The 25228-nt window shown below is 74.0% G+C and carries 22 protein-coding genes; 13 read left to right on the forward strand and 9 right to left on the reverse strand.

Annotated elements, in window-relative coordinates; all coding sequences use genetic code 11:
* Window positions 1-219 precede the first annotated feature (219 nt).
* Window positions 220-2433: an MMPL family transporter gene (locus ABTY61_RS04285; RefSeq protein ID WP_350503381.1), complete on the forward strand. Its 2214-nt coding sequence runs from the start codon at window positions 220-222 to the stop codon at window positions 2431-2433.
* Between the two features lie 37 nt (window positions 2434-2470).
* Here ABTY61_RS04285 and ABTY61_RS04290 read toward each other — a convergent pair whose 3' ends face one another.
* The 3 genes from ABTY61_RS04290 to ABTY61_RS04300 form a co-directional block, all read right to left on the reverse strand.
* Window positions 2471-3916 (reverse strand): VWA domain-containing protein, encoded by a 1446-nt coding sequence (locus ABTY61_RS04290; RefSeq protein ID WP_350503382.1) that lies wholly within the window; start codon window positions 3914-3916, stop codon window positions 2471-2473.
* Entirely contained in the window at window positions 3913-4806 is an 894-nt protein-coding gene (locus tag ABTY61_RS04295) for an AAA family ATPase (RefSeq protein WP_350503383.1), read from the reverse strand. Before ABTY61_RS04295 ends, ABTY61_RS04290 begins: the two co-directional genes overlap by 4 nt.
* Window positions 4807-4971: 165 nt before the next feature.
* The gene (locus ABTY61_RS04300) at window positions 4972-5643 is read right to left on the reverse strand and encodes a Tat pathway signal sequence domain protein (protein WP_350503384.1); all 672 of its coding nucleotides are present in this window, start codon (window positions 5641-5643) and stop codon (window positions 4972-4974) included.
* 432 nt (window positions 5644-6075) lie between these two features.
* On the opposite strand from ABTY61_RS04300, the gene ABTY61_RS04305 reads away from it, so the two are divergent.
* The 4 genes from ABTY61_RS04305 to ABTY61_RS04320 all read left to right on the forward strand — a co-directional run bounded on the left by ABTY61_RS04305 (window position 6076) and on the right by ABTY61_RS04320 (window position 9770).
* Window positions 6076-6837, forward strand: coding sequence for a TetR/AcrR family transcriptional regulator (locus ABTY61_RS04305; RefSeq protein WP_350503385.1), 762 nt, complete (start codon window positions 6076-6078; stop codon window positions 6835-6837).
* 139 nt (window positions 6838-6976) lie between these two features.
* Window positions 6977-7633 (forward strand): DUF6230 family protein, encoded by a 657-nt coding sequence (locus tag ABTY61_RS04310; protein WP_350503386.1) that lies wholly within the window; start codon window positions 6977-6979, stop codon window positions 7631-7633.
* Window positions 7634-7635: 2 nt separating this feature from the next.
* Entirely contained in the window at window positions 7636-8265 is a 630-nt protein-coding gene (locus ABTY61_RS41945) for a DUF6114 domain-containing protein (RefSeq protein WP_502895208.1), read from the forward strand.
* A 251-nt stretch (window positions 8266-8516) separates the two neighbouring features.
* The gene (locus ABTY61_RS04320; protein WP_350503387.1) at window positions 8517-9770 is read left to right on the forward strand and encodes a globin domain-containing protein; all 1254 of its coding nucleotides are present in this window, start codon (window positions 8517-8519) and stop codon (window positions 9768-9770) included.
* Window positions 9771-9788: 18 nt separating this feature from the next.
* On the opposite strand, the gene ABTY61_RS04325 is transcribed toward ABTY61_RS04320, so the two are convergent.
* Complete coding sequence (locus tag ABTY61_RS04325) at window positions 9789-11192, reverse strand: selenium-binding protein SBP56-related protein (protein ID WP_350503388.1); 1404 nt, start codon at window positions 11190-11192, stop codon at window positions 9789-9791.
* Between the two features lie 246 nt (window positions 11193-11438).
* Here ABTY61_RS04325 and ABTY61_RS04330 point away from each other — a divergent pair, with 246 nt between their 5' ends.
* Window positions 11439-12410 carry an alpha/beta hydrolase gene (locus tag ABTY61_RS04330; protein WP_350503389.1) on the forward strand — a complete coding sequence of 324 codons (972 nt, stop codon included), beginning with the start codon at window positions 11439-11441 and terminating at the stop codon, window positions 12408-12410.
* 44 nt (window positions 12411-12454) lie between these two features.
* Entirely contained in the window at window positions 12455-13303 is an 849-nt protein-coding gene (locus tag ABTY61_RS04335; protein WP_502895213.1) for a spermidine synthase, read from the forward strand.
* 101 nt (window positions 13304-13404) lie between these two features.
* Here ABTY61_RS04335 and fabV read toward each other — a convergent pair whose 3' ends face one another.
* Window positions 13405-14619, reverse strand: a complete 1215-nt coding sequence (gene fabV / locus ABTY61_RS04340; protein ID WP_350503390.1) for an enoyl-[acyl-carrier-protein] reductase FabV — start codon at window positions 14617-14619, stop codon at window positions 13405-13407.
* Between the two features lie 263 nt (window positions 14620-14882).
* Between fabV and ABTY61_RS04345 the strand changes: the two genes are divergently transcribed.
* The 4 genes from ABTY61_RS04345 to ABTY61_RS04360 all read left to right on the forward strand — a co-directional run bounded on the left by ABTY61_RS04345 (window position 14883) and on the right by ABTY61_RS04360 (window position 18074).
* Window positions 14883-15701: a class I SAM-dependent methyltransferase gene (locus tag ABTY61_RS04345; RefSeq protein WP_350503391.1), complete on the forward strand. Its 819-nt coding sequence runs from the start codon at window positions 14883-14885 to the stop codon at window positions 15699-15701.
* Window positions 15702-15904: 203 nt separating this feature from the next.
* Complete coding sequence (locus ABTY61_RS04350; protein ID WP_350503392.1) at window positions 15905-16597, forward strand: DedA family protein; 693 nt, start codon at window positions 15905-15907, stop codon at window positions 16595-16597.
* A gap of 233 nt (window positions 16598-16830) precedes the next feature.
* On the forward strand, window positions 16831-17730 hold the full coding sequence (locus tag ABTY61_RS04355; protein ID WP_350503393.1) for a Gfo/Idh/MocA family protein: 900 nt from the start codon (window positions 16831-16833) through the stop codon (window positions 17728-17730).
* A 5-nt stretch (window positions 17731-17735) separates the two neighbouring features.
* Entirely contained in the window at window positions 17736-18074 is a 339-nt protein-coding gene (locus tag ABTY61_RS04360; protein WP_350503394.1) for a hypothetical protein, read from the forward strand.
* Here the strand turns inward: ABTY61_RS04360 and ABTY61_RS04365 are convergent.
* Window positions 18007-19116, reverse strand: coding sequence for a hypothetical protein (locus ABTY61_RS04365; protein ID WP_350503395.1), 1110 nt, complete (start codon window positions 19114-19116; stop codon window positions 18007-18009). The two genes, ABTY61_RS04360 and ABTY61_RS04365, sit on opposite strands and share 68 nt — an antisense overlap.
* Window positions 19117-19316: 200 nt before the next feature.
* On the opposite strand from ABTY61_RS04365, the gene ABTY61_RS04370 reads away from it, so the two are divergent.
* Window positions 19317-21338, forward strand: coding sequence for a transglycosylase domain-containing protein (locus tag ABTY61_RS04370; protein WP_350503396.1), 2022 nt, complete (start codon window positions 19317-19319; stop codon window positions 21336-21338).
* 31 nt (window positions 21339-21369) lie between these two features.
* On the opposite strand, the gene ABTY61_RS04375 is transcribed toward ABTY61_RS04370, so the two are convergent.
* Entirely contained in the window at window positions 21370-22326 is a 957-nt protein-coding gene (locus ABTY61_RS04375; RefSeq protein ID WP_350503397.1) for a sigma-70 family RNA polymerase sigma factor, read from the reverse strand.
* A gap of 89 nt (window positions 22327-22415) precedes the next feature.
* On the opposite strand from ABTY61_RS04375, the gene ABTY61_RS04380 reads away from it, so the two are divergent.
* The gene (locus ABTY61_RS04380; RefSeq protein WP_350503398.1) at window positions 22416-22787 is read left to right on the forward strand and encodes a hypothetical protein; all 372 of its coding nucleotides are present in this window, start codon (window positions 22416-22418) and stop codon (window positions 22785-22787) included.
* A gap of 7 nt (window positions 22788-22794) precedes the next feature.
* Here the strand turns inward: ABTY61_RS04380 and ABTY61_RS04385 are convergent, their stop codons facing one another.
* Window positions 22795-24057, reverse strand: coding sequence for a polysaccharide deacetylase family protein (locus ABTY61_RS04385; protein ID WP_502895209.1), 1263 nt, complete (start codon window positions 24055-24057; stop codon window positions 22795-22797).
* Between the two features lie 147 nt (window positions 24058-24204).
* A complete protein-coding gene (locus ABTY61_RS04390) occupies window positions 24205-25116 on the reverse strand; it encodes a trypsin-like serine peptidase (RefSeq protein ID WP_350503399.1) in 912 nt (303 codons plus the stop codon).
* Between the last annotated feature and the right edge of the window lie 112 nt (window positions 25117-25228).

Genomic DNA, 25228 nt, shown 5'->3' on the forward strand with positions numbered 1-25228 from the left:
GGCATCGGCCGACCGGTCCGGGCGTGGTCCCCCGGGCGGAGGAGCAGGGGCCCGGACCAGGACCACGGTCCCGGTCCCGGGCCGGGCGGGGGGAGCGCGGGCCCCCGGCGGATCCTCCGCTGCCCCGACGCCCCGGCACCCCTGCGGCTGATGGTCTTGGAACAGGCCGGGAACCCCCGGCGCCGAGGCCGACGTTCGCGTCCATCGACCGGAGGAACAGTGATCCGCGCACTGACCGGATTCTCCACCAGACACGCCTGGAAGGTCATCGCCCTGTGGGCGGTGGTGGGCATCGGGCTGGCCGTCCTGAGCCCGATGCTGATGAGCCGGGTGACCCAGTCCCAGACCGGAGAGTTCCTGCCGCGCAGCTACGACTCGGCCGCAGCGCTGCGGATCGCCGAGCAGGACTTCGGGGTCAAGCCCGACGCCACCACCGTCACCGTGCTGGTCGCCCGGGCAGACGGCAAGCCGCTCACCGCCGGCGACCAGCAGCAGATCGACGCCGGGGCCGGCAAGCTCGCCGAACGCCGGGTCGTCATGCCCCGGAAGCCGGACGAGCCGGCCGCCCTGGTGCCCGACCACTCCCAGACGCCCCGGGTCGCCCCCGCCACGATGGCGCCCGACCGGACCTTCGAACTGCTCACCGTCGAAATGACCGGCGACTCCTCCGACGAGGGCGTCCAGAGCGTCTTCCGGGTCTTCCGGGACCAAGCCCGCGCGCAGTTCGACGGGATCGGCATGCGCACCGGCTTCACCGGCAACCTCGCCCAGGCCTCCGACACCACCGATGCCAACCGCAGCAGCGCGGTGCTCGGCCACGCCCTGCTCACCGGCCTGATCGTGCTGCTCAACGTGCTGGTGTTCCGCAGCGCGCTGGCCGCCCTGCTGCCGCTGCTCGCGGTCGCCATGGTCGGCGGCGCGGCCGGCGGCGCCGTGGCCGGTGCGGCGAGCCTCACCGGGCTGAAGCTGGACGCCTCCACCCCCGGCCTGATCAATGTCGTGCTGCTCGGCATCGGCGTCGACTACCTGCTGTTCCTGCTCTTCCGGTTCCGCGAGCAGCTGCGCGCCCGGCCCGAGCAGAACGCCCGGCAGGCCGCCGCCGAGGTGTCCGGCAAGGTCGGCACCGCGATCACCTGCGCCGCGCTGACCATCGTCGCCGCCTTCGCCACGCTGGGCGTGGCGAGCTTCGGCCAGTTCCGCTCGCTCGGCCCGGCCGTCGCCGTCGCCGTGCTGGTGATGCTGCTGGGCAGCCTCACCCTGATGCCCGCGCTGCTCGCCGCCTGCGGCCGCGCGATGTTCTGGCCCTCCCGGAGCCTGCGGCGGGTGCCGCGGCCCGGCGTGGCGGCCCGCTTCGGCGAACTCGTCGCCCGCCGGCCGCTGGCCCTGCTGCTCGGCTCCGTCGTCCTGCTCGGCACGCTGGCCGCCGGCACGGTGGGGCTCAAGATGGACTACAGCCAGCCCGCCGACACCACCACCGCGGCCGCGGCCACCGGGGCGGAGATCTCCCGCGCGCTGCCGGCCGGCGTCTCCGACCCGACCACCGTGTACATGGTCGCCAAGGACGGCGGCACGCTGGACGCCAAGCGGTTCGACGGCCTCGCCGGCGAGCTCAAGAAGACCGAGGGCGTCGGCCAGGTCGGCCGGACCGTCCTCGCCGACAACCACCGCGCCGCCCGGATCGACCTCTTCCTCAACGCCGACGCGCAGAGCCAGCGGGCCCGTGACCTGGTCTCCGGCCCGGTGCGCGCCGCGGTCGCCGCGCACACCCCGGCCGGCACCGAGGCCCACGTCGGCGGCACCGCGGCGATCGTGGTCGACGTCTCCACCGCGGTCGACCGCGACCTGCGCGTGGTCTTCCCGGTCGCGGCCGGCCTGATCGCGCTGATCCTGCTGCTGCTCCTGCGCAGCCTGCTCGCCCCGGTCGCCCTGCTGCTCTCCGTCGGCCTCGGGTTCGCCGCCACCCTCGGCGCCGCGACCCTGCTGTTCCAGCACGGCCTGGACCGGCCCGGTGTCTCCTTCACCCTCCCGCTGGTGCTGTTCCTGTTCGTGGTCGCCATCGGCACCGACTACAACATCCTGATCACCGACCGGATCCGCGAGGAGATGCACCGCCCCGGCCCGGCCCGCGGCGCGGTGGCCCGTGCCGTCCGGCACACCGCTCCGGCCGTCGCCACCGCGGGCCTGGTGCTGGCGGGCTCCTTCGCGACCCTGGCCACCACCCCGGGCAGCGAACAGGTCGCCTTCGCGCTGACCCTCGGCATCCTGCTCTCCGCGCTGGTGCTGTCCCTGGTCACCGTCCCGGCCCTGGCCGCCCTGCTCGGCCGCGCCCTCTGGTGGCCGCTGCGGCCCGCCCCGGCCGGCCCGCCCGCCGCCGACGGCCGTCCGCCCGTCCCGGAGCCGGGCCCGGCCCCGGACCACATCGGCGTCCGCTGACGGCCACCCCGGCCTCCGCCCACGGCGGGGGCCGGGGTCAGACCGGCAGCAGGCGGGCGATCAGTTCGCCGAGGCGGCGGGCGTTGCGGCAGGAGTGCATCTCCACCACGTCCGCGTACGTCAGGGCGGCGGAGTCGCCGGTCGTCCAGAGGGCGGGGCGTTCGGGGTTGAGCCAGAAGACCCGGCGGGCCCGGGCGGCGATCCGGCGCAGGGCCTCCGGGTTGGGGTCGCGGTGGTTGTTGCGGGCGTCGCCGAGCACGAGCACGCAGGTGCGCGGGCCGACGGCGGCCAGGTGCTGTTCGGCGAACTCGGCGAGCGCGGAGCCGTAGTCGCTGTTGCCGTGGTAGCCCATGACCTTCGCCTCGGCGAGGATGCGCGCGGCGAGGCGTGCCAGGTCGCCCTGGCCCCGCCGCAGCAGGTCGGTGACCTCGGCGGTGCGGTTGACGAAGGCGAACACCCGGACCTTGCTGAACTGTTCGCTCATCGCCTGTACCAGCAGCATGGTGAAGTCGGCGAAGCCCGACACCGAGCCGGAGACGTCGCACAGCAGCACCAGCTCCGGCCGGGCCGGGCGGCGCAGCCGGTACGCCGGGCGCAGCGGCACCCCGCCGGTGCCGAGCGAGCGCCGCAGGGTGCGGCGCAGGTCGATCCGGCCGCGGGCGGCCCGGCGGCGGCGCGCGGCCAGCCGGGTGGCCAGCTTCCGGGCCAAGGGGTGGACGGTGCGGCGCAGTTCGGCGAGCTGCTCGCGGCCGGCGAACAGGAAGTCGATCCGGTCGACGGTGGGGGCGACGGCGCGCTCCGCGATCCGCTCGGCGCCGCGCAGTTCGGCGACCCGGCGGCGGGCCTCGGCGGAGACCTGGGCGCGGAAGTCCTGGATGCGGCGGCGGATCTCATCGGCGAGGACGCGGTCGGAGAGGTCGTCCGTGCCCTGCTCCCGCAGGCCGGCCAGGATCCGGGCGAGCAGGGTCTCGGGGGCGAGCCGGCCGAGGGCCTGGTGGGCGGACCAGCCGTCCGAGCCGGGCGTGCTTCCGGTGCCGTACCGGCCGAAGGCCTCGACCACCTCGCCGGCCAGCCGGGCCTGGGCGGCCCGGTCGTCGGCGGCCAGGGCGGCGGCGAGGCGCTCGCGCAGCCGGTCGCGCAGCGGGTCGGGGCGGCCGAAGCGCGGGGGGTCCTGGGCGTCATCGGTGGGATCCGAGCCGCGCAGGGCCTCGGGGGTGCCGACGCCGAGCGGGAAGAACAGGTCGAAGGAGGCGTCGAAGACCGCCCGTTGGCCGTCCGAGCGCAGCAGGGCGGCGGCCAGCCCGGCCCGCATCTGCTCGCGGTCGGCGAAGCCGAGCAGGTCGAGCACGGCGGCGGCGTCCACCGTCTCGGCCGGGCCGATCCGCAGGCCGTGCCCGCGCAGCGCGCGGACCAGGCCGGTCAGCCGCGCGGCGGTGTCGGCGGCGGGAGCGGCGGCGCCGGCGGCCGACGGGGGCGTGGTCACGCGAGGGTGAGCTTCTGGGCGGCCTTGCGGACGTCGTCCTGGTGCTTGAGGATCACCCCGAGGGTGTCCTGGACGACCGCGTCGTCCAGGGTGTCGGCGCCCAGCGCCAGCAGGGTGCGGGCCCAGTCGATGGTCTCGGCGACCGAGGGCGCCTTGCGCAGGTCCATCGCGCGCAGCGCGCCGACCACCCGGACCAGCGAGGCGGCCAGCGTCTCGTCCAGGCCGGGCACCTTGAGCCGGACGATCCGGCGCTCCAACTCGGCGTCCGGGTAGTCGAGGTGGAGGAAGAGGCAGCGGCGGCGCAGCGCCTCGGAGAGCTCGCGGGTGGCGTTGGAGGTGAGCAGTACGAAGGGGCGGCGGCGCGCGGTGATGGTGCCGAGCTCGGGGACGGTCACCTGGAAGTCGCTGAGCACCTCCAGCAGCAGCGCCTCCACCTCGACGTCGGCCTTGTCCATCTCGTCGATCAGCAGGACGGTCGGCTCCTCGCCGCGGATGGCGGTCAGCAGCGGGCGGCTGAGCAGGAACTCCTCGCCGAAGATGTCGCCGCGGGCCTCGTCCCAGCCCTCGTCGCGGCCGGCGGTGATCCGCAGCAGCTGCTTGGCGTGGTTCCACTCGTAGAGCGCGCGGGCCTCGTCGATGCCCTCGTAGCACTGCAGCCGCACCAGCCGGGCCGCACCCAGTTCGGCTACGGCCTTGGCGAGTTCGGTCTTGCCGACCCCGGCCGGGCCCTCGACCAGCAGCGGCTTGCCGAGCCGGTCGGCCAGAAAGACGGTGGTGGCCACGGCGGTGGAGGCGAGGTAGCCGGTGGTGGCGAGCCGTTCGGCGGTGTCCGCCACCGATGCGAAGAAGCCCGTGCCGTCGCTGTTGCCGTCGCTGCTGCCGCTGGCCATCCGACCCGCCCCGTTCCGCTCCGCCGCGCCCGTTCCGTCGGGGCCCGTGCGGCGCCACCCTACCGGCCGGTCACTTGCTTGTCCCGGGTTCGCCTGGGGGGTGGCGGTGGAGCGGCGTACGGCCCGGGGGCTGTACGCCGCTCGTGCGTTCCGGCGTGCCGGGGGTCAGTTGACCCAGAGGACCGGGTTGCCGGCGGCGGAGCTGTCGGTGACCGGGCCGTAGGTGGCGCTGAAGTAGCCGGTGGAGAAGCACAGGCCGGGGCCGGAGACCAGGTTGGCCGGCTGGTTGGCGAAGCCGATGCTGTTGTCGCTGTTGGAGGTGGAGCCGCTGATGCCGTTGGGGCTCTGGTAGACGCAACTGATCTGGCCCAGAAGGGTGTTCAGGACGACCGTGATGCCCACCGGGCCGGCGCCGGTGCCGTTGAGCGAGACGTTGCTGCCGGAGCCGGAGGTGACCGTGTTGGTGTACGGCAGGCTGGTGGCGGTGACGCTGTCCACGCTCATGACGCCGAAGACGCTGGAGGTGCAGGAGCCGAAGGACTGGCTGTTGAGCTGCTCGGTCGCGCTGCCGGGGGCGGCCGGGTTGGAGGTCACGGTCGCGGAGAAGGAGGAGCTGGCACAGCTGACGCCGTTGCTGCTGCCGGGCCCGTCGGTGAAGGTCGCGGCGGTGCCGGAGGCCAGGTTGGCGACCAGGGTGTCGCCGACGGCGATGGCCGGGCCGCCGGCGCTGCCCTGGGTGAGGACGGCGGTGGCGTCGGCCTGGGCGGGTGCGACGGCGGCGCCGGTGAGGGCGATGGCGGCGAGGGATGCGGCTGCGAGCGTGCGACGGATGCGCATGAGGGTGCCTCTCTCCGTCCGGGGACGGGTGGGGGAATCCCCGCGTGCGGGTGTGGTGGTGTGCACGACGGGGGAGGTGACTGGCGTACCGGGAGCTCCGACGGACCACGGGTGCGGGCGGGCCCGGCGCCACGGGCCCGCTCAAGCGGTACGACGGTGTTCATGCGGTGCGGCGGTGCGTCGGTGGGGCGGTCCGGGCACGGCGGCACGGCGCTGAGCCGTGCGGACGTGCGGTCTCGCGGGGTGCACGTCGGTGGCTGCCACCACCGCGGGCCCGGCTCCCGCCCTGGTCCGGCGCCCGGGCGGCTCGCCCGGGGTCGTCGGAACCCCTGGATCCAACCGGTGGCGGCCTGCGCGCCGAGCGATTGGAAACCTGGCAGTGTTGTAAACCCGGTGTTACGTCAATGTCAATACAGGACACAGGAGTTGGTGATGGATCCCAAACACCTCCGGAGTGCCGACCTGATCCTGCTGCCGGGTGCCCGGACCGGCCGGGATCCGGCCAGGTCGATCAAGCCGGGGCCGCGCCGACAGCCCGCCGGAGTGGTCGCCGCGACCCAGCGCGAACGGCTGTTGGACGGCTTGGTCCGGACGGTCGCCGAACGCGGCTACCAGCACGCGACGGTGAGCGACATCTGCCGCGCGGCCGGGGTGACCAGGCCGGTCTTCTACGAGCTGTTCAGCGGCAAGGAGGACGCCTTCCTGGCCGCGCACCGGCACGGCACGGGCGTGGTGATCCGGCGGATGGCGGCGGCCTTCGCGGCCGAATCCGACTGGTGCGCCGGGATCCGGCAGGCGCTCGACGCGATGCTCCAACTCCTGGCCGGGACACCGTCCTTCGCGACCATGGCGGTGATCGAGATCGAGGCGGTCGGCCCGGCCGGGCGACGGGCGCGGGAGCAACTCCTGCTCAGGTTCCGGGCGTTCTTCGCCGACGTGCCACAACTCCCGGGCGGGGTAGGGGTGCAGGAGACGGTCGATGCTGTGGTGGGCGGCGTCTACAGTGCGGTCTACCGGCGGATCTCCTCCGGTCGGACCGATCAACTGACGGATCTGCTACCGGTGTTGAGCATGTTCTGCCTGGCGCCCTTCCTCGGGCCGGCCGAGGCGGACCGTCGGCTGGGCGGCTCGGCCCGCAGGATTGGTGAAGATCCTTCGTGCACCCGTATTGACCCGGCGAATACCGGGCAGTAGCTTCCCAGTTACTCAACGCGCTCCGCCCGGATCCGCCCCGCTGCCGAGAGGCGGACCGCCCGGTCGGAGCGCGGAACGCTGTCCGCGCCAGGACAACGTGCCAGTGCCTGCACACCCGATCCAGCCACAGGGAGCACACATGGCCATGTCCGAGGAAGCCGCCGCCACGGCGGAAACCCCGCAGTCGCCGACCGGGACCAGAAGAGGCCGGGTCCGGATGAAGCGCTCCGCCCTGATGGCCGTACCGGCCGTCGCGGTCGGGGGCATCCTGATGGCCCTCACCGCCCAGGGCGTGCTCGCCGCGCAGTTCTCCATCTCCGGCATGCCGTTCACGATCACCGCCGACAAGCTCGACGGTGACGGTTTCGCCCAGTTCGGTTCGCTGGACCACATGATCCCCGGCAGCCCCAACCAGGGCCACACCGGCGGTCAGGTGCTGGTCGCGGTGTCGGCGATCAAGGCCGCCGAGATCACCAACCTGTGCCAGAGCGTGGACCTCGGCGGCGTCAGCCTGGTGATCCACGCGGGCGACAAGGGCACCCCGGTGGCCGCCTCCGACCTCACCACCGACTCCGATCTGCTGTCCGGCGACGGGGAGTTCAAGAACATCGAGATCGGCGGCGACGCCAGCACCTACACCAAGGCCGGCCCGGTCGGTGTGGGCGGCAAGGGCGTCTTCGGCCAGCAGGCCGACCACATCACGCTGACCCACCTCAACCAGCACAACTACGCGAGCACCGCCGTCGGGTTCAAACTGCCCAACCTCCGGCTGAGCTTCAGCTCCAAGGGCTGCTGAACATGACGGAGTCCGTACCGGAGCCGGCCGCAACCGGTGAGGGCGCCGCTGCGCGGACCGAGGAGGTGTCGGCCGCGGGGACGGCCGCCATCCCCTCCGCGACCGCCGCCCCCGTCGCCGGCCCCGCCGCCGCTCCCGCAGGAGCCGTCGCTCCCACCGGGGCCGCCGCGACCGCTGCGCCCGCGAGCCCCGCGGGCCCGGTCAAACGCGACTGGCGGGGGAAGCGGCCGTTCTGGGGCGGGCTGCTGGTGACGCTCGGCGGAGCCGAGATCCTGCTCACGCTGTGGGCCCCGCTGCCCCTCCTGCTGCACATCTCGCTGGTGGGCCTGGCCGGGTACCTGGTGCCGTCGGTGATGCTGCTGTGCGGCCTGTTGATCCTGTTCAACCCGACACAGCGGCTGTTCTACTCGGTCCTCGCCGTGCTCGCCTCGCTGGGCAGCTGGGTGACCTCGAACCTGGGCGGCTTCCTGATCGGGATGCTGCTCGGGATCGTGGGCGCCTGCCTGACCTTCGGGTGGCTGCCCGACCAGCCGCTGCGCCGTGGGAGGCAGCGGCGGGAGGACCGGCGCGCCGAGCGCCGGGCCGGGGCGGGCGCCGGGGCGGGCGCCGGGGCGGAGACGGCCGGGGTCTGAGGACGCGGGTCCGAGGACACGGGTCCGAGGACAGGGGCTTGCGGGCAGGGGTCCGTCGGGAGTCATCGGCGGCGCCCCGCGCACCGGTGGTGGGAGAGCACCGGGTGCGCGGGGCGTTCCGCCCTGCCCGGGGACGGGGGCGGCGCGGTGACGCCGCCGGCAGCGGGGTCGCCGAGGGCCGATGGTCCCGGGGCGCTCCGGGGCCATCGGCCCTTCCGGCCCCGGCGGAACGGCAGTTGACTGGGCGGGTCATGGACTACAGCAGCCAGGCCGCCGCGGCCGCCACCGCCACCGCCGAGTACGACCGTCTGATCGCCCGTCACCACGCCATGCGACTTCGGCGCCAACTCCTCACCCCCGCTGGGCCGTCGGGCGCCGGGCCCGGCGTCGAGCCCGACCGCGACGACTGCGGGGGCTACGACGGCGCCGGGGACCAGCGGCTGATCCGGCGCGAACTCGACGCCGTCGCCCCGCTCGCGGACCTGATCGACCGGCTCTACGCGGTCATGTTCCGCCGCCGCCCGTACCTGCGCGCGCTCTTCCCCGCCGCGATGGAGTTCCAGCAGACCCACCTGGAACGCGTCTTCGAGCACCTGATCGACGGTCTGCACCAGCCCGCCGAACTCGCCCGGACGCTCCGCCGACTCGGCCGGGACCACCGGAAGCTGGGCGTCCGGCCGGTCCACTACGAGGCCTTCGAGGAGGCCCTGTGTGCGGCGCTCCGGCACCGGGCCGGCGAGCGCTGGTCGGAGGAGCTGGAAGCCGCCTGGGTACGGATGCTGCGCTTCGCCGTCGGTGCGATGGTCGCCGGTGCCGACGAGGCGCTCACCGAACCCCCGTACTGGCACGCCGTGGTGACCGGCCACGAGCGCCGCCGCCCCGACCTCGCCGTGGTGCGGGTGCGCACCGGGGAGCCCTACCCCTACCGGGCCGGGCAGTACGGCACCGTCGAACACCCGGCGCTGCCGCACACCTGGCGGCAGTACTCGATGGGCTGTGCCCCGCGCGGCGACAACGAGTTGGAGTTCCACGTCCGCCGCACCGGGCCCGGCGGCGTGAGCGCGGCGCTCGTCGAGCACACCGGCGTCGGCGACCGGCTGCGCCTCGGCCCGCCGCGCGGCGGCCTGCTGCCCGACGGCGACACCCGCGACCTGCTGCTGGTCGCAGGTGGCACCGGACTCGCCCCGATGAAGGCGATCGTCGAGCAGCAGGCCCTGCACCGCCCGCCGGGCCGCCGGGTCCACCTCTTCGTCGGCGCCCGTGACCGGTCCGACCTGTACGACTGGCGGGCGCTGTCCGAACTCGGCCTGCACAAGCCGTGGTTGTCGCTCACCCCGGTGACGACCGGCCGGCTCGCCGACGCCGTCGCGGCGGCGGGGGACTGGCGCGAGCACCTCGCCTGCGTCAGTGGACCGGCCGGTATGATCGCCTCGGTGCGCTCCGAACTCCTCGCGCTGGGAGTGCCGTTGGCGCGGGTCCGGTTCGACCGGGCGCTCCACCGGTAGGGCCCGGTCCGGTGGCGGCTACCGGTAGCAGTAGGAGTCCGAGGAGGCGTCCCCGCCCGCCAGGTGGGTCTGGTGGACGCGCAGCCCCCGGAAGTCGGCGCCGTGCGGGAAGAACCGCTCGTCGACGCTGAGCCCGCCGGCCACCGGGTCGGCGTCCAGCTTCACCAGCCAGGGCTCGATGCCGTCCGGGTAGAACTGGTCGTCCCAGGCGCCGTAGAGGGAGTTGGTGAGGTAGAGCCGCCGCCCGTCCCGGCTGATCTCCACCATCTGCGGTGCTCCGCTCAACGGCCGCCCCGGCTCGGCCGGGTGCGGCGTCCGGGCGGCGATGCCGCCGAGGCGGACGGAGGAGGCCCGCCGGGGGCGGAAGGGGTCCGAGACGTCGTACTGGAACAGCTCGCCGGTGCCCCAGGCCGACACGTACAGCCAGCGGTCGTCCACCGACAGGTTGATGTCGGTGACCAGCGGCGGCACCGCACCGAACGGCCGCAGCGCGGGCGGGAGTTGATCGGCAGGGGCGGGCTCGGCGGGGATCTCGATCACCTTGCGGGCGGTGAACGCCGGCCCGTCCCGGTACCAGAGCCAGACCGAGGAGGAGAGGTCCTCCACGTTCACCACCACCCCGGCGAAGCCCCACTCGGCCTGCGGGTCGTGCGCCGGGCGCAGCTCCAGCACCATCTGGTACTGGTCCCCGAGGTCGACCCGCTGGAGGTGCCGCCCGGTGCCCAGCTCCCAGAAGTGCAGCGCGTGCCCGTACTTGCGGGCGAGCAGCTGCTCGGGCAGCACCCCGTCCTCGACCATCCACGGGGTGCCCCACTCGCTGGTCACCCCGACGCCGGTGCCCAGGTGCCACCAGACGTCGTAGGCGAAGTGCTGCGGCCCGCGCTCCGTCTCCCAGGGGCGCAGCACCTCGAAGGTGGTGTGGTCCAGCAGCGCCACCCCGCCGGGCCCGTCCCCGCCCTCGCCCGAGCCCAGGCAGGACAGGAAGACCCCCTCGGGGCCGCAGTGCAGGGTGTGCGGCCGCGAGTAGCCCGACTTCGCCGCCAGCTCCTTCGCCTCGATCGTCTTGACCAGTCGGGGGCGCACCGGGTCCGGTCGGGTGTCCATCACGTGCAGCCGCGACGAGCGCAGCCCCGGCAGCAGCAGGAACCGCCGCTCCGGGTTCTCGTGGCAGGCGTGCGCCAGGGCGCTGGAGCAGGCGTTCCATCCGAAGTGGTGCAACTCGTCGCCGAGGGTGGGAAGTTCGGCGAAGTTGAGCACCTTCCCGTAGTCGGGCGAGGCCGGATCGGTGTCCACGGTGAGCAGGGCATCCGGCCGCCGGGCCGACCGGTCGAACCCGGCCACGTACGCCAGCCGCTCCGGCGGCGCCGCGATCGCCTCGGCGGCCGAACGGTAGAGCGACGGATCGATGTGGCCGTGCTGCATGCAGACTCCCCAACTCGCCGTGTCCGTCCGGGAAGCGTTCCACATGACCACCGGCGCACAGCAGGCGCACGAGAAGCGGTCGGGAGGCGGCCGGGAGGCGCGGACGGGCGCCGCGGCCGCGCTGCCCGCCCCGGCCCCCGGCCTCCGCCGCGCGGGCCGGGGCTACCGGCCGGTATGGTCGGGGGCGGAACGGGTGGTGACCTGCCGAAGAGGGCGGGCGGAGCAGAGGGACGGGTACGGCGGCAGATGGAGTTTCGGGAAGACATCCTGGGTGCCCCCTACGAGGCGGCCGAGCTGACGCTGCGGCCCGACGAGGAGGGTGCGGTCTGCGCGACCCTGGTGCGGCGGGTGGTGCCGGGGGCGGAGCGGGCGGTGCTGTACGTCCACGGGTACAACGACTACTTCTTCCAGACCAACCTGGCCGACCACTACACCGCGCTCGGGTTCTCGTTCTACGCCCTGGACCTGCGCAAGTACGGCCGCTCGCTGCGCCCGCACCAGTCGCCGAACTTCGTCCGCGACCTCGCCGAGTACGACGAGGAGATCGACGAGGCCGTCCGGATCATCCGGGAGGTGGACGGGCACCGGCAGCTGCTGCTGAACGGGCACTCCACCGGCGGGCTGGTCGGCGCCCTGTGGGCGGGCCGCCGGGCCGGGCGCCGGGTGGTGGACGGGCTGTTCCTGAACAGCCCGTTCCTGTCGATGCCCGCCGGGGCGGCCGTGCGGACCGCGGGCGGGCCGGTGGTGACGGCGCTCGGGCGGATGAAGCCGACCCGGATCCTGCCCTCCTCGCTCAACCCGCACTACACCCACAGCCTGCACAAGGACCACAAGGGCGAGTGGGACTTCGACCTCGCCCTCAAGCCCGCCGAGGGCTTCCCGCTGTACGCGGGCTGGCTGGCCGCGATCCACCAGGGGCACCGGCAGCTGCGGCACGGGCTGGGGATCGACGTGCCGGTGCTGCTGATGGCCTCGACGAAGTCGGTCTCCACCACCAAGTGGCACAACGCCCTGCACCACGCGGACGGGGTGCTGCGCGCCGACGACATCGCCGCGCAGGGGCCCAGGCTGGGCCGGCACGTCACGGTCGTACGGATCGAGGGCGGCATGCACGACCTGGTGCTCTCCGGCGAGAAGGCCCGCACCGAGGTGTTCGCCGAGCTGGACCGCTGGCTCGCGGCCTACCTGGACGTGCGCCCGGTGGGGGAGCCCGCGTGACGGACGAGCCGGTGCGGGACGGGTCGGTGCGGGACGAGGCGGAGGTGGACGGGCCGGTGCCGGTCGGCCGGCGCACCGACCTCGGCTTCGCCAAGCTCATGCCCGACATCGACCGGGACGGCGGCTGGCTGCTCACCCTGGACGGCACCCCGCAGTCCTACGTCGACCTCGCCGACCCGACCCACCTGGAGTTCGAGTACACCCGTCGGCTCGGCCACCTCGCCGACGCCCTGGCGCCCGCCGGCCGCCCGCTGGACGTGCTGCACCTGGGCGGCGGCGCGCTCACCATGCCGCGCTACCTGGCCGCCACCCGGCCCGGCTCGCGCCAGCGGGTGGTGGAGGTGGACGGTCCGCTGCTGGCGCTGGTCGCCGAGCACCTGCCCTGGCAGGGCCCGGGCGCGGATGTCACGGCGACGGTCGGCGACGCCCGGGAGGCGCTGGCCGCCACCCCGGCCGACTCGCAGGACCTGCTGATCGCGGACGTCTTCCACGGCTCCCGCACCCCGGCGCACCTCACCTCGGTGGAGTTCCTGCGCCTGGCGGCGACGGCGCTGCGCCCCGGCGGCTGCTACGCGGCCAACCTGGCGGACGGCCCGCCGCTGGCCTTCGCCAAGGCCCAGGCGGCCACGGTGCGGGCGGTGTTCCCGTACGTCTGCCTGGTCGCGGAGGCCCCGGTGCTGCGCGGTCGCCGGTACGGCAACATCCTGCTGGCCGGCTCCACGGCGCCGCTGCCGGTGGCGGAGCTGACCCGGCTGCTGGCGGGCGACGTCTTCCCGGCCCGGCTCACCGACGGCGAGCAGCTGGCCGCCCTGGTCGGCCGGACCGCCCCGGTCACCGACGCGGACGCCACCGACTCCCCGCCCCCGCCGGACGGCGCGTTCAGCGTGGGCTGACGGCGGAGCACTCCCGCCAGGCCGCGCTGTCGATGACGGCCGGCACGGCGCGGAGCCCCCAGCCGCTCGGCCCCGGACCCCTGCGCAGACCTCGCCTCCAATCAGGAGGCGGGGCCGGGCCAGGGGACGTCGGTGGCCACCGGGGCGGTGTAGTCGACGCCCGGGACGGCGAAGCCGTACAGGCGCTGCACCTCGGCGTGGAACCAGTCGAGGTCGGCGAGGTCGGCCACGGTGTCGGTGGTGGCGGCCGCCCAGCGTTCGGCGACGGCGGCCTGGACGCCGTCGGCGAGCTCCCAGCCGTCCAGACGTACCCGGCCCTCGTCGTCCAGGACGAGCGGGGCGGCGCCGGTGAGCTGGTCCCACAGGGCGGCGAGCTGGTGCACCGGCGGGACCATGCCCGCGCCGAGGACGCCGCGCAGCAGCCCGGTGTACAGGGCGATGCCGGGGACGGCGGTGGAGGACTGGGTGACGGCGGCGCCGTTGACGGAGGTGACGGCCCGTCCGCCCACCGCCCTGCCGAGCCGCTCGTCCAGGGTGCGGGCGGTGGCCTCCAGGTGGGCCTTGGCCGCGCCGATGGTGCCCTGCCGGTAGATCGCCGCCGTCAGCGGGGAGCCGATGTACGAGAGCGCGGCGGTGGTGAAGCCCTCGCCGAGCAGTCCCCGTTCCGTCAGGTGGTCGATCCAGCGTTCCCAGTCCGCGCCGCCCATCACGGCCACGGTCTGCTCGATGTCGTCGCCCCCGGCCGGGGCGGTCTCGACCTCGCGCACCTCGGGACGGCCCTGATCGTCGAAGACCAGCGTCCTGGTGCGGTCGGTCCGGCCGATCGGCTTGAGGACGGAGGCGTACGTGGTGCCGGTGTCGGGGTCGGTGCGCCGGGGCGCGGCCACCGAGTAGACCAGGTGGTCCAGCCGGCCGCCGAAGCGCTGCTCGATCAGGTCGGCTACCTGGTCCTTCAGCGCGTCGGAGAACGCGTCGCCGTTGAGGAAGACCAGGTCCCGCCCGGCGGCGCGGGCGAGTTCGGCGGTGGCGGCGGTGCGGTACCAGCCGGCCGTGCCGGTGCGGCGTTCGGTGGGGGCCTTCTCGAAGGAGACCAGGATGCCGCGGATGCCGGCCCGCTTGAGCCCGGCGACGGCGGCGGCCAGGCCGTACCCGGCCGAGGAGCCGATGATCAGGGCCACCGGCCCCTCGCCGTCCGGGAGTTCGGCCGGGTCGGGGCAGTCCCGCCACATGTCGGCCACCAGCCGCTCGCAGCCCGCCGGGTGGGAGTCGAGGAAGAGGAACCCCCGGTTGCGGGGGATGAGAACGCGCTCGCTCAAGATGGCAGTCCTTGGGTGGCCGGAAGGCGGGAGCGGCGCCCTGCCGGGCCGCCGCGTGCTGCCAGTCTCGGACAGGACGGAGGCGGGCAGCGGCCGTCACCGGGCACAACGATCACGAGTCGGTCTTGGAGTGTTCCGCCACTGACACCGGGCCGCAGGCGGGCCGCCGCCCCGCGGCGCGTCGCCGGAGAAGAGGGTGCGGGGCGGGTGTCAGAATCGGCGGGTTCATGCCGGAGCGCGGTGCACGTCCGAAGGAGTGAGCGATGGGCGGCGGGGAACGGCCGGAGTTGGGGCAGGTGCCGGAGACGGCGCTGTGGACGCTGTGGCACCGGGCGGTGGAAGCCCGGCGGCCCGACGCGGTGCTGCACGACCCGGTGGCGGTCGGGCTGGTGGGGCGGATCGACTTCCCGTTCGCGGCGCGCTTCGGGGAGTCGCCGCTGGTGAGTCAGTTGCAGGCGCTGCGGGCGGCCTGCTTCGACCGGGAGGTCGCGGACTTCCTGGACCGGTACCCGCGGGGCACGGTGGTCGGCCTCGGCGACGGGCTGGAGACCCAGGCCTGGCGGGTGGACAACGGCCGGGCGAGCTGGCTGTCGGTGGACCTGCCCGAGACGGCGCGGCTGCGGGAGCGGCTGCTGCCGCCGGACGAGCGGCACCGGATCCTCGCCTGCTCGGCCACCGACCCGCGCTGGATGGACGAGGTGGACCCGGACCCGGCCCGCGGCGTGCTGATCACCACCGAGGGCCTGCTGATGTACCTGCGGCCGACCGAGGTCCGCGAGCTGATCGCCGCCTGCGCCGGCCGCTTCCCGGGCGGCGCTCTGGTGCTGGACGCGGTGCCGCGCTGGGCCGGCCGCCGGGCGGTGGCGGGGAAGCTGCGGGACCGGTACTACCAGGCGCCGCCGATGCCCTTCGGCATGGACGCCGACGAGCTGGACCAGCTGGCGCAGGCGCACCCGGCGGTCACCGACGTGCGGGAGGTGTACCCGGAGGGCGGGCGCGGACTGCTGCGGGCCCTGCTGCCGCTCGCGCGCACGATCAAGCAGCGACCGTCGGTGGTCGCACTGCGTTTTACCGAATCTTGAAGAAAGGCTGGTCGGCCTGGAACTATGGGTGTCGGGACGTACGTCGTAACGACGGGTGATCGGCCAGGGGGACGGGCCGCCCGGCACGTTAGGCTGCGCCCCGGGGGGAGCGGCCAGGGTGCCGCCATCGGACAACCGCCGGGACGGGCGTGCGGCTCCACGGGGAGCCGGCCCCGCCCCGACCTGCCACGGAGGTACTGGCCTTGCACATCGACGCCTGGATCGAGAGCGTCCCACCGACCACGGTGTACGCCCTGATCGGCCTGATCATCGGGATCGAATCGCTGGGCATCCCGCTGCCCGGCGAGATCGCGCTGGTCACGGCGTCCCTGATGGCGGTCAAGGGTGTGGTGAGCCCGTGGGGGATCGCGGCCTGCGCGATCGCGGGCGCGATCATCGGCGACTCGATCGGCTACTCGATCGGCCGCAAGGGGGGCAAGCCGCTCTTCGAGAAGCTCGGACGGAAGTTCCCCAAGCACTTCGGGCCCGCCCACCTGGCCACCGCCGAGCGCTCCTTCCAGAAGTGGGGCATGTGGGCGGTCTTCTTCGGCCGCTTCATCGCCCTGCTGCGCATCTTCGCCGGTCCGCTGGCGGGCGCGCTGAAGATGCCGTACTGGAAGTTCCTGATCGCCAACGTGCTGGGCGGCGTGATCTGGGCCGGCGGTACGACGCTGCTGGTCTACAAGGTCGGCAAGGCCATCGAGCCCTGGCTGTCCCGGTTCTCCTGGGCGGGCCTGGCGGCCGCGGTGGTGATCGGGGCTGTCTCGGCCTGGGTGATGAAGCGCCGGGCGGCCAAGACCCACGCCAAGATCGAGGCGGAGGAGGCGGCCAAGGCCGCCGAGGCCGCTGCGACTGGCGCGGCCGGTGCGGCCGTGAAGGCGCCCGCCGCCGAGTGACACCGCAGGGCCGCCCACCGGGAGCGGCCGTGCACGAGCCGACCCGCGGCCTGGCCGCGGGTCGGCTCTTCCGCGTCGCGGCCGGTCTTCCGCGCTACGTCCGGCTCTGCGGTGGAGCGGCCCCGGCGGGCGGAGCCGCTCGGCCGATACGCTCGGGGCCGACCTGCGGGAACGCGCCCGGCTGCGGCAGCCGGGCGCGCGGCCCGCGCGGCACACCGAGGAACGGAGACATCGTGCGGATCGGACTGCTGGGCACCGGCACCTGGGCGGAGCGGGTGCACGCACCCGTGCTCGCCGAGCACCCCGGGCTGGAGTTCACCGGCGTCTGGGGCCGCCGACCGGAGGCCGCCGAGGCGCTCGGCGCCGCCCACGGCGTGCCCGGGTACGGCGACCTCGACCGGCTGCTGGCCGGGGTGGACGCCGTCTCCATCGCCCTGCCGCCGTCCGTCCAGGCCGGGCTCGCGGTCCGGGCCGCCGAGGCCGGCTGCCACCTGCTGCTGGACAAGCCGGTCGCGTTCACCGTGCCGGACGCCCGCGCGGTGGCCGAGGCGGTGCGCGGGCACGGCGTCGCCTCGGTGGTGTTCTTCACCGTCCGCTTCGGCGGCGAGCAGATCCCGTGGATCGAGCGGCAGGCGGAGCTCGGCGGCTGGTTCACCGGCCGCTCCGACTGGCTCGGCTCGGTGTTCGCCCCGGGCAGCACCAGCCCGTACGCGGCCTCGCCCTGGCGCAGGGACAAGGGCGCGCTGTGGGACGTCGGCCCGCACGCGCTGTCCGTCCTGCTGCCGGTGCTGGGCGACGCGACCGAGGTCACGGCCGTCGGCGGCCCGCTGGACACCGTCCACCTGGTGCTCCGGCACACCGGCGGCGCCTCCAGCACGCTGGCGCTGAGCCTCACCGCCCCGCGCGCGGGCGGCGGCGTCGCGATGGAGCTGCGCGGCGAGCACGGGGTGGCGCAGCTGCCCGAGCGCGGCGAGGGCCCGACGGTGGCCCTGCACCGGGCCGTGGACGCCCTGCTGGCCTCCGCCGCCACGGGCGAGGCGCACCCCTGCGGGGCGGGCTTCGGCCTGCGCGTGGTGGAGATCCTGGCGGGCGCCGAGCGCTCCCTGGCCGTCGGCGGCCCGGTGAAGGTGTGAGGCCCGTGGACCACGCCCCGGGGCAGGTACTGCGCTGGAACTTCCACTTCGGCGGGCAGCTGACCAGCTGCCTGCCGATGCGGGTGGTCGAGTGCGGCCCGGACGGGCCGCTGCTCTGGCTGGCGGCCGGCTCGCCGCTGTGGAAGGCGGAGCTGCCCGGCGGTCGGCACATCCGGGACATCCCGCCGGAGAGCCACCCGGCGTACTGGAGCGCCGCCGAGGCCGGCGTGGTCAGGGCGGCCGGTGAGGCGGCGGCACGGGGCGTGTCCGACCGGTTCAGGCGGGCGGCAGCCCGGGCGCGGAGGACTCCGGGCGGCGGTCGGTCGGCCGGGCCGGGGGGATGACCGGGGCGCGGAAGTCGCGCGGGCCGGTCCACAGGGCGGGGACGGCGTCGCCGCGGCGGGCCAGCTCGTATGCGAGGGCCTCGTAGTTGACCCGCCAGCCGCGGAAGTGCAGCCAGGCGTCCTCGGTCGGGCGCTCGCGCGGGAAGCCCGCTGCGGTGATCATCGCGACGGCGCCCAGGTACTCGGCGTAGCTGAGGCGGATCGGGGTGTCCGGGTCCGGGTCGGCGTCGAAGTCGATCCGCAGTGCGCGGCCGATGTCGCGCATCGCGGTGAAGCCGGCCCGGACCACCAGCCGGGCCTCGGGCGGGGCCGAGCGCGGGCAGAGGGCGAGGTGGAGGGCCGCGGCGTCCATCACCGCGATCAGCCCGACCACCCAGCTGCGGTTGGGCTGGGGCGAGCGGAAGGCCAGCAGCACCGGGTAGTTGGAGTGGCTCTCGCCGATGTCGGCGGCCAGCCGCTCCCAGTCGCGGTAGAGCTGGGGGAGCGCGGTCTCGGTGTCGACCAGGGACTGACGGGCGAGCAGCTCCGGGCCCCAGGCGGGTTCGCCGGCCCGGGACTGCAGCAGCGTCACCTCGGTCTCGCGCCGCTGGTAGGCCGCGTACAGGGTCGGCAGGTAGGCGATCTGCAGGGCGATCACCAGCGGGCCGCTGGCGGCGGCCATGAAGTCGATGGCGGAGAGCTGGAGCCGTTCGCCGCTGGCGTACCCGAGGGTGAAGAGGCTGGATCCGGCCTCCCGGATGGACACCGACCAGCTGAGTTCCGAGGTGCCGTGCAGCAGCAGGGTGTAGGCGACCAGCATCCCGCTGAGCCACACCGTGAGCATGCCGAGCAGCACCAGCGGCGCCAGCCAGGTCAGTGCGCGGTCCTGCGCCCGGTAGGTGCCGAAGGGCGCGGCCCACAGCCGCAGCGTGGTGCGCAGCACGGCCCAGAGCCGGAACACCAGGGCCGAGTAGAGCCCCCGGGGGACGACCAGGGTGCGCAGGATGCTGCCCACGACGAGCAGGAGCAGCAGCACGCCGAGCAGGGTGTGGATCAACCTCATGGCGACATTGTGGCGGTAGGCCGCAGGCGGCGCGGGGTCGGACGGTCCGACGGACGCCGCGCTGTCCGTGCTCCGGGCCGGAGTGGAAAGGGTTCCCCTTCCCGATATGAGCATGATCACACCCGTTTCGCGCGTCCGGAAGAGGGCCGATTCGGCGTCTAACGGAGTGGAGGGGGACGTCCCAGGAGATCGGAGACCGGATGCGTGCACAGCGGGGTGGGGAAGCCGAGCGGGGTGGGCAAACCGAGGAGGAGGAGCCCGGACGCCGACGGCGGGGTCCGCTGCGCCGGATCGACTACCCCCGGCGCGGGCGGCGCGGGGTCCGCCGCTGGCTCCCCTCGTGGCGGCAGCTGCTCCTGACGACCGGTCTCGGGACGGCGGCGCTGACCGCCCTGGCGGGCTGGTTCTACGCGACCACCGAGGTCCCGGAGGACCTGAACGCCTTCGCCACCCAGCAGAACAACGTCTACTACTGGGCGGACGGCACCGAGATGGCCCGGATCGGCGAGACCAACCGGCAGGAGGTGCCGCTGGGCCAGGTTCCGGAGTCCGTGCAGTGGGCAGTGCTGTCCGCCGAGAACGAGACCTTCTACTCGGACCCGGGGGTCTCCGTCAGCGGCATCGGCCGCGCCGTCTACGAGATGGCCACCGGCGGCGACACCCAGGGCGGCTCGACCATCACCCAGCAGTACGTCAAGAACATCTACCTGAACCAGCGCCAGGACGTCTCCCGCAAGCTCAGCGAGATGGTCATCGCGGTCAAGCTGGGCCGGCGGATGAGCAAGCAGGACATCCTGGCCGGCTACCTGAACACCAGCTGGTTCGGGCGCGGCAGTTACGGCATCGAGCGCGCCGCGGCCGCCTACTACGGCAAGGACGTGTCGCAGCTCGACCCCAGCGAAGGGGCCTTCCTGGCCGCCCTGTTGAAGGGGGCCGGGCAGTACGACCCGGCGCTGAGCGCCGACAACCACGACCGGGCCGTGGAGCGGTGGTCCTGGATCCTGGACCGGATGGTCACCACCGGCAAGCTCTCCGCCGCCGAGCGGGCCCGGTACACGGTGTTCCCCGAACCCCGGACACCGCCCAAGGCAGCAGGGCTCGGCGGGCAGATCGGGTACCTGGTCGACCTGTCCAGGAGCTTCGTGGAGAGCCACAGCGACATCACCCCGGCCCAGTTCGACCTCGGCGGCTACCAGATCCGCACCACCTTCGAGAAGACCAGGGTCAACGCCCTCGCCGCGGCCGTCCAGGAGGCCACCAAGGGCGTCGACCCCGACAACCGCGAGGCCGACAAGCTCCTCAAGGTCGGCGCCGCCTCGGTCGCCCTCGACGGGCGGATCGTCGCCCTCTACGGCGGCCCCGACTACCGCAAGCAGGGCTTCAACAACGCCAACGCCTCGACCGTGCCCATGGGTTCGGCCTTCACCCCGCTGGTGTACGCCGCCGGGCTCAGCCAGGGCGTGCAGCGCCAGCGCGGCGGCAACCGGACCCCGGTGACGCCCGGCACCGCCTACGACGGCGACAACGGCGTCAACGTGATGACCCCGGAGGGGCCGTACTGGGGGCGGGACGGGAAGATCGTGAAGACCGCCAACGACGGCAAGCGCAACTGGGGCCAGGTCAGCCTGCGGAGCGCGGTCGAACAGTCCGTCAACGGCCCGATGATGCAGCTCGGCATGGACGTCGGCCTCGACAAGGTGCAGCAGACCGCGGCGGCCCTGGGCCTGCTCCCCGACAGCATGGGCGAACTGGTGCCCGCCTTCGGCGTCGGCAACTCCACCCCGAGCCCGATCCGCGCCGCCGACGCCTACGCCGCCTTCGCCGCCGGCGGCAGCCACACCGACCCCTACTCCGTCCTGGGCGTCACCCGCAACGGCGCTCCCGTCGACCTGCGCCTGCCCACCGCCGTCCAGGTCCTGCCCGCGGCCGTGGCGGCCGACGTGGACACGGCGCTCAAGGGCGCGGTCCGCGGCGGCAGCGCCCAGGCGATGGCGGCGGCCGGCCCGGGCCTGGCCGCGAAGCCCGGCACCACCCCGGACCGGACCGCAGGGTGGACCGTCGGCTACAACGGGCAGCTGTCGACGGCGGTCACCGTCTTCCGGGCGGATCTGAAGGACATGAAGCTGCTGTCGCTGGAGGGGGTCGGCGGAGCCGCCCCGGACACCCTGGACTCCGAACTGCCGGGCCGGGTCTGGGCGTCGTTCATGAAGACCGCCGGGTAGGCCCTGCCCGGCGCCGGGCGGTGACCGCCGCTCAACGGGCCCACGGGCGGAGCTTCTCCGGGTTGCGGACCACCCAGATCCGGGAGACCCGGCCGTCCGGGGCGAGGTCGAAGGAGGCCACCGTCAGCACGGCGCCGGCGCGTCGGGCCACCAGGCCCGGCGTGCCGTTGACCGGGCGTTCCAGGAGTTCCAGCCCGGGGGCCCGATCGGCGACGGCCAGCATGTACTGGGCGATCAGCGTGCCGCCCTCGACCGGGCGCAGCACGGCGCCGGCCAGGCCTCCGCCGTCGGCGGTCAGCACGGCGGCCGGGTCGAGGACGGCGACCAGCGCCGCGATGTCCTTGCTCTGCCAGGCCTCCTTGACCCGCCGTACGGTGCCGGCCCGCGCCGTGGCCGGCGCTGCGGCTGCCGCCGAGGCCGGGGCGGTGCCGATCCGGCGGCGGGCGGAGGAGGCCAACTGCTTGCAGGCCGCCGGGCTGCGGCCGAGAACGGCGGCGATCTCGGCGAAGGGGTAGCGGAAGACGTCGTGCAGGACGAAAGCCACCCGCTCGGCGGGGGTCATCGACTCCAGGACGACGAGGAAGGCCATCTCCACCGATTCGTCCAGGACGATCTGGTCGGCGATGTCGGCAGTGTCGACGGCGCCGGCAGTGTCGACGGCGCCGGCAATGTCGACGGCGTCGGCGGTGAAGGCGTGATGGCCGGGGCCGGGCAGCGGTTCGGGCAGCCAGGCGCCGACGTAGCGTTCCCGCCGGGCCCGGGCCGAGCCGAGGACGTCCAGGCAGACGCGGCCGGTGACGGTGGTCAGCCAGGCGCCGGGGGCCAGCACCTCCTGCCGCCGGCCCGCCGGGAGGGCGTACCAGCGCGCGTACGCCTCCTGTACGGCGTCCTCGGCCTCGGTCAGTGAGCCGAGCAGCCGGTAGGCGACGTTGAGCAGTTGGCGCCGCTCGCCGGCCGCCCCGTCGGTGCCCGTCCGCTCTGCCGCCATGCTGTCGCCTTACCTTTCGTGGGCCCGCGTCGTCGGGTTGGTGAGACCCTACCGATCCACTGCCCACGGGCGGAGAAGAGGACCACGAGATGGCCACCCCGACGACGACGGCGCAGCACGGCTTCCCGCTCCTGCGGGCCGCGATCGCCCTGCAGACCCTGACGATATTCCTCCAGGCGGTCTCGGCCGGCCTGCTGCTGACCACCTCCTACGGGGAGACGTTGCACGGCGTCGGGGCCCGGGTGATGTACGGGGCGTCGATGCTGTACCTGCTCGCGGCGGTGCTGGCCTGGAAGCCGGGCGGCGGGCCGCTGCGGCCGGTGGGGGAGGCGGCGGGGTTCCTGGTCCTGGCCTCGCTCCAGGTCGTGCTCGGCATCGCCCACGTCCCGGCGGTCCACCTGCCGCTGGGGGTGCTGATGTTCGGCCTGAGCGTGCTGGCGCTGGCGCGCCGCACGGGCTGAGCGCGGGTCACTTGACCAGGCGGGACCAGTCGCCCGGCTGGCCGGGGTCGAGTTGGCGGAGCTTGTCGAGGACCTTCGGGTCCTGGGCGTCCAGCCAGTCGGCGACCTGGCGGAACGAGACGCAGCGGACGCCGTCCTGGTGGCAGACGTTCTTCACCACGTCCTCGACGGCCTCCATGTAGATGCCGCCGTTCCAGTCCTCGAAGTGGTTGCCGATGAACAGCGGGGCGCGGCTGCCGTTGTAGACCCGGTTGAAGCCGGCGAGGTAGCTGTCCCGGGCCTCCTTCTCCCAGTCGGCGTACTTCCTCGGGTCGCCCTTGGTGGTGTTCCCGGACTGGCCGGCGAGGAAGTTGAAGTCCATCGACAGGCCCTGGGAGGACTTGGCCGGGAAGGGCAGCATCTGGAGCGGGAAGTTCCAGATGCCGCCCTTCTTGGTCGGCCAGACCTGGAACTCGCCCGGGGAGCTGGCGTCGTAGCGGAAGCCCGCGGCCTTCTCGGCCGGGAGGAGGTTCTTCTGCCCCTCCAGGCAGGGGGCGCGGCCGCCGACCAGCTCCTTCGTGTAGTCGAAGGGCAGCGGCGGCACGTCCTTGAGGGCGGTGTTGGTCTTCCAGTTGGTCACGAAGGAGACGGCCTGGTCGAGCTCGCTCTTCCACTCGTCGGTGCTCCACTCGCCTCCGCCCTTGGCGCCGCAGAAGTGCCCGTTGAAGTGGGTGCCGATCTCGTTGCCGTCCAGCCAGGCGAGGCGCAGCTGCTCCAGGGTGTCCTTGATGTGGGCGTCGGTCGCGTAGTCGATGGACGCGGAGCCCGGGTCGTGCTGGGGCGGGTGGTAGAGCGCGCGCTTGGACTTGGGCAGGGTGTAGAGGCCGCTCAGGAAGTACGTCATCTGGGCGTTGTTGTCCGCGCCCAGCTTGCGGAAGCGGGAGAACAGGTGGTCGTCGCCCTCCAGGGCGCCGTCCCAGGAGAACACGACGAACTGCGGCGGCTTCTCGCCCGGTTTCAGCTTCTCCGGCTTCGGCTGCTTGGGCTGCGGGCCGGTGTAGGAGGTGGAGCCGTCCCCGAGCACGTGGACCTGGCCGTCCCAGGTGGGTGTCGGTGCCGGGGTGGGGGTGGGGGCGGGGGCCGGGGTGTCGTCGGGGCCCGCCTCCGGGACGGCCGGGTCGGGGGCGGCGGCGTTCGGTCTGCTCTGCGAGAAGGAGTCCCCCATGGTGAGCGTGAGGGAGGCGACGACCCCCACGGCCAACAGGACGACCGCACCGCGAGCAGTCCGCACGGATTCCCCTTCTCTCGGCCGACAGTTTCGAGCAAACAGAGCTCTCTCTTGATCGATGACGTGAAGAGGGGGAAAGGTTGCACGGTTTTCCGTACAACTTTTCGAACTGTTCCTCCGGCTGATCCGCCGGCGGGCGCCGGGCTCGGCTCATGACGCCGGGCCGGCCGGTGGTGCGCCGCTGACGGCGGCCTCGTACAGGGCTCGGACGGCCGGACCGAAGGGGGCGCTGTAGGACACCTGGGGGGTGTTGCCGCCGGTGTGGTAGCCGCCGATCACCCCGATCACCGCCCAGCCGCCCGGCCACGGCACCAGCATCGGGCCGCCCGAGGTCCCGCCCGTGAAGGCGTCGCACGCGATGCGGGCGAAGGTGCCGGGATCGGCGGGATCGTCGCTGGCCCAGCGGGTCGTCCAGCTCAGGCACTCCAGCGGCTTCTGCGCGCCGCCCGGGTACCCGATCATCCGGACCGGGGCGTGGACGTACCCGGTGCCGGTGAGCAGGTGCACCGCGCCCGCCGCGTCCTCGAGCCGCTGCCCGTCCTGGTTGGGGCCGGTCACCGCGAAGCCGAAGTCGTAGGCGGCGCCCGTGTGTTCACCCCGGTCGTAGTACTCCTGGGCGACGTAGACGCCGTTGGGTTCGACCGGGAAGACTCCGAAGGGCGTGAGCCCCTCGTGGTACTGCGGCACGAACGCCAGGTGCCGCTTCGGGGCCCGGCCCGCGTAGCCCTTGAGGCAGTGCCCCGCGCTCAGGGCCAGGCCGCGGCCCGGGCTGTGCACCACGGAGCCGCTGCAGGTGCGGCCGGTGCCGTCGGCGTCCGTCCAGAAGAACGCGCCGGCCTGCGGGATGCCGTCGAAGCTATGGCTCGGCGGAATGAACTCGCCGGGGCGGGGGCCGTCGGCGGTGGGGGAGGTGGCCTCGGTGGGGAGGGGGAGCGCGGCGGCCAGGCGTGCGGGGGTCCAGTAGATGCCGGGTGGCGGTTCGGCGGAGGCGGCCGGGGCGGATCCGACGAGGGAGAGGACGGCAGCCGCGACGGCTGCGGCGAACCTGGTGCTGGACGCCATCGGTGGTGGTCCCTTCTGGGTGGCCCCAGCAGAGCATCGGGCTGTCCCATGGCGTGAGGATGATTCCGCCGGGCTTCGTCTGCTCGATCCACGACCACGGCACCCGCCGAAC

Source organism: Kitasatospora sp. NPDC096128, from assembly GCF_040303105.1.
GTDB lineage: Bacteria > Actinomycetota > Actinomycetes > Streptomycetales > Streptomycetaceae > Kitasatospora.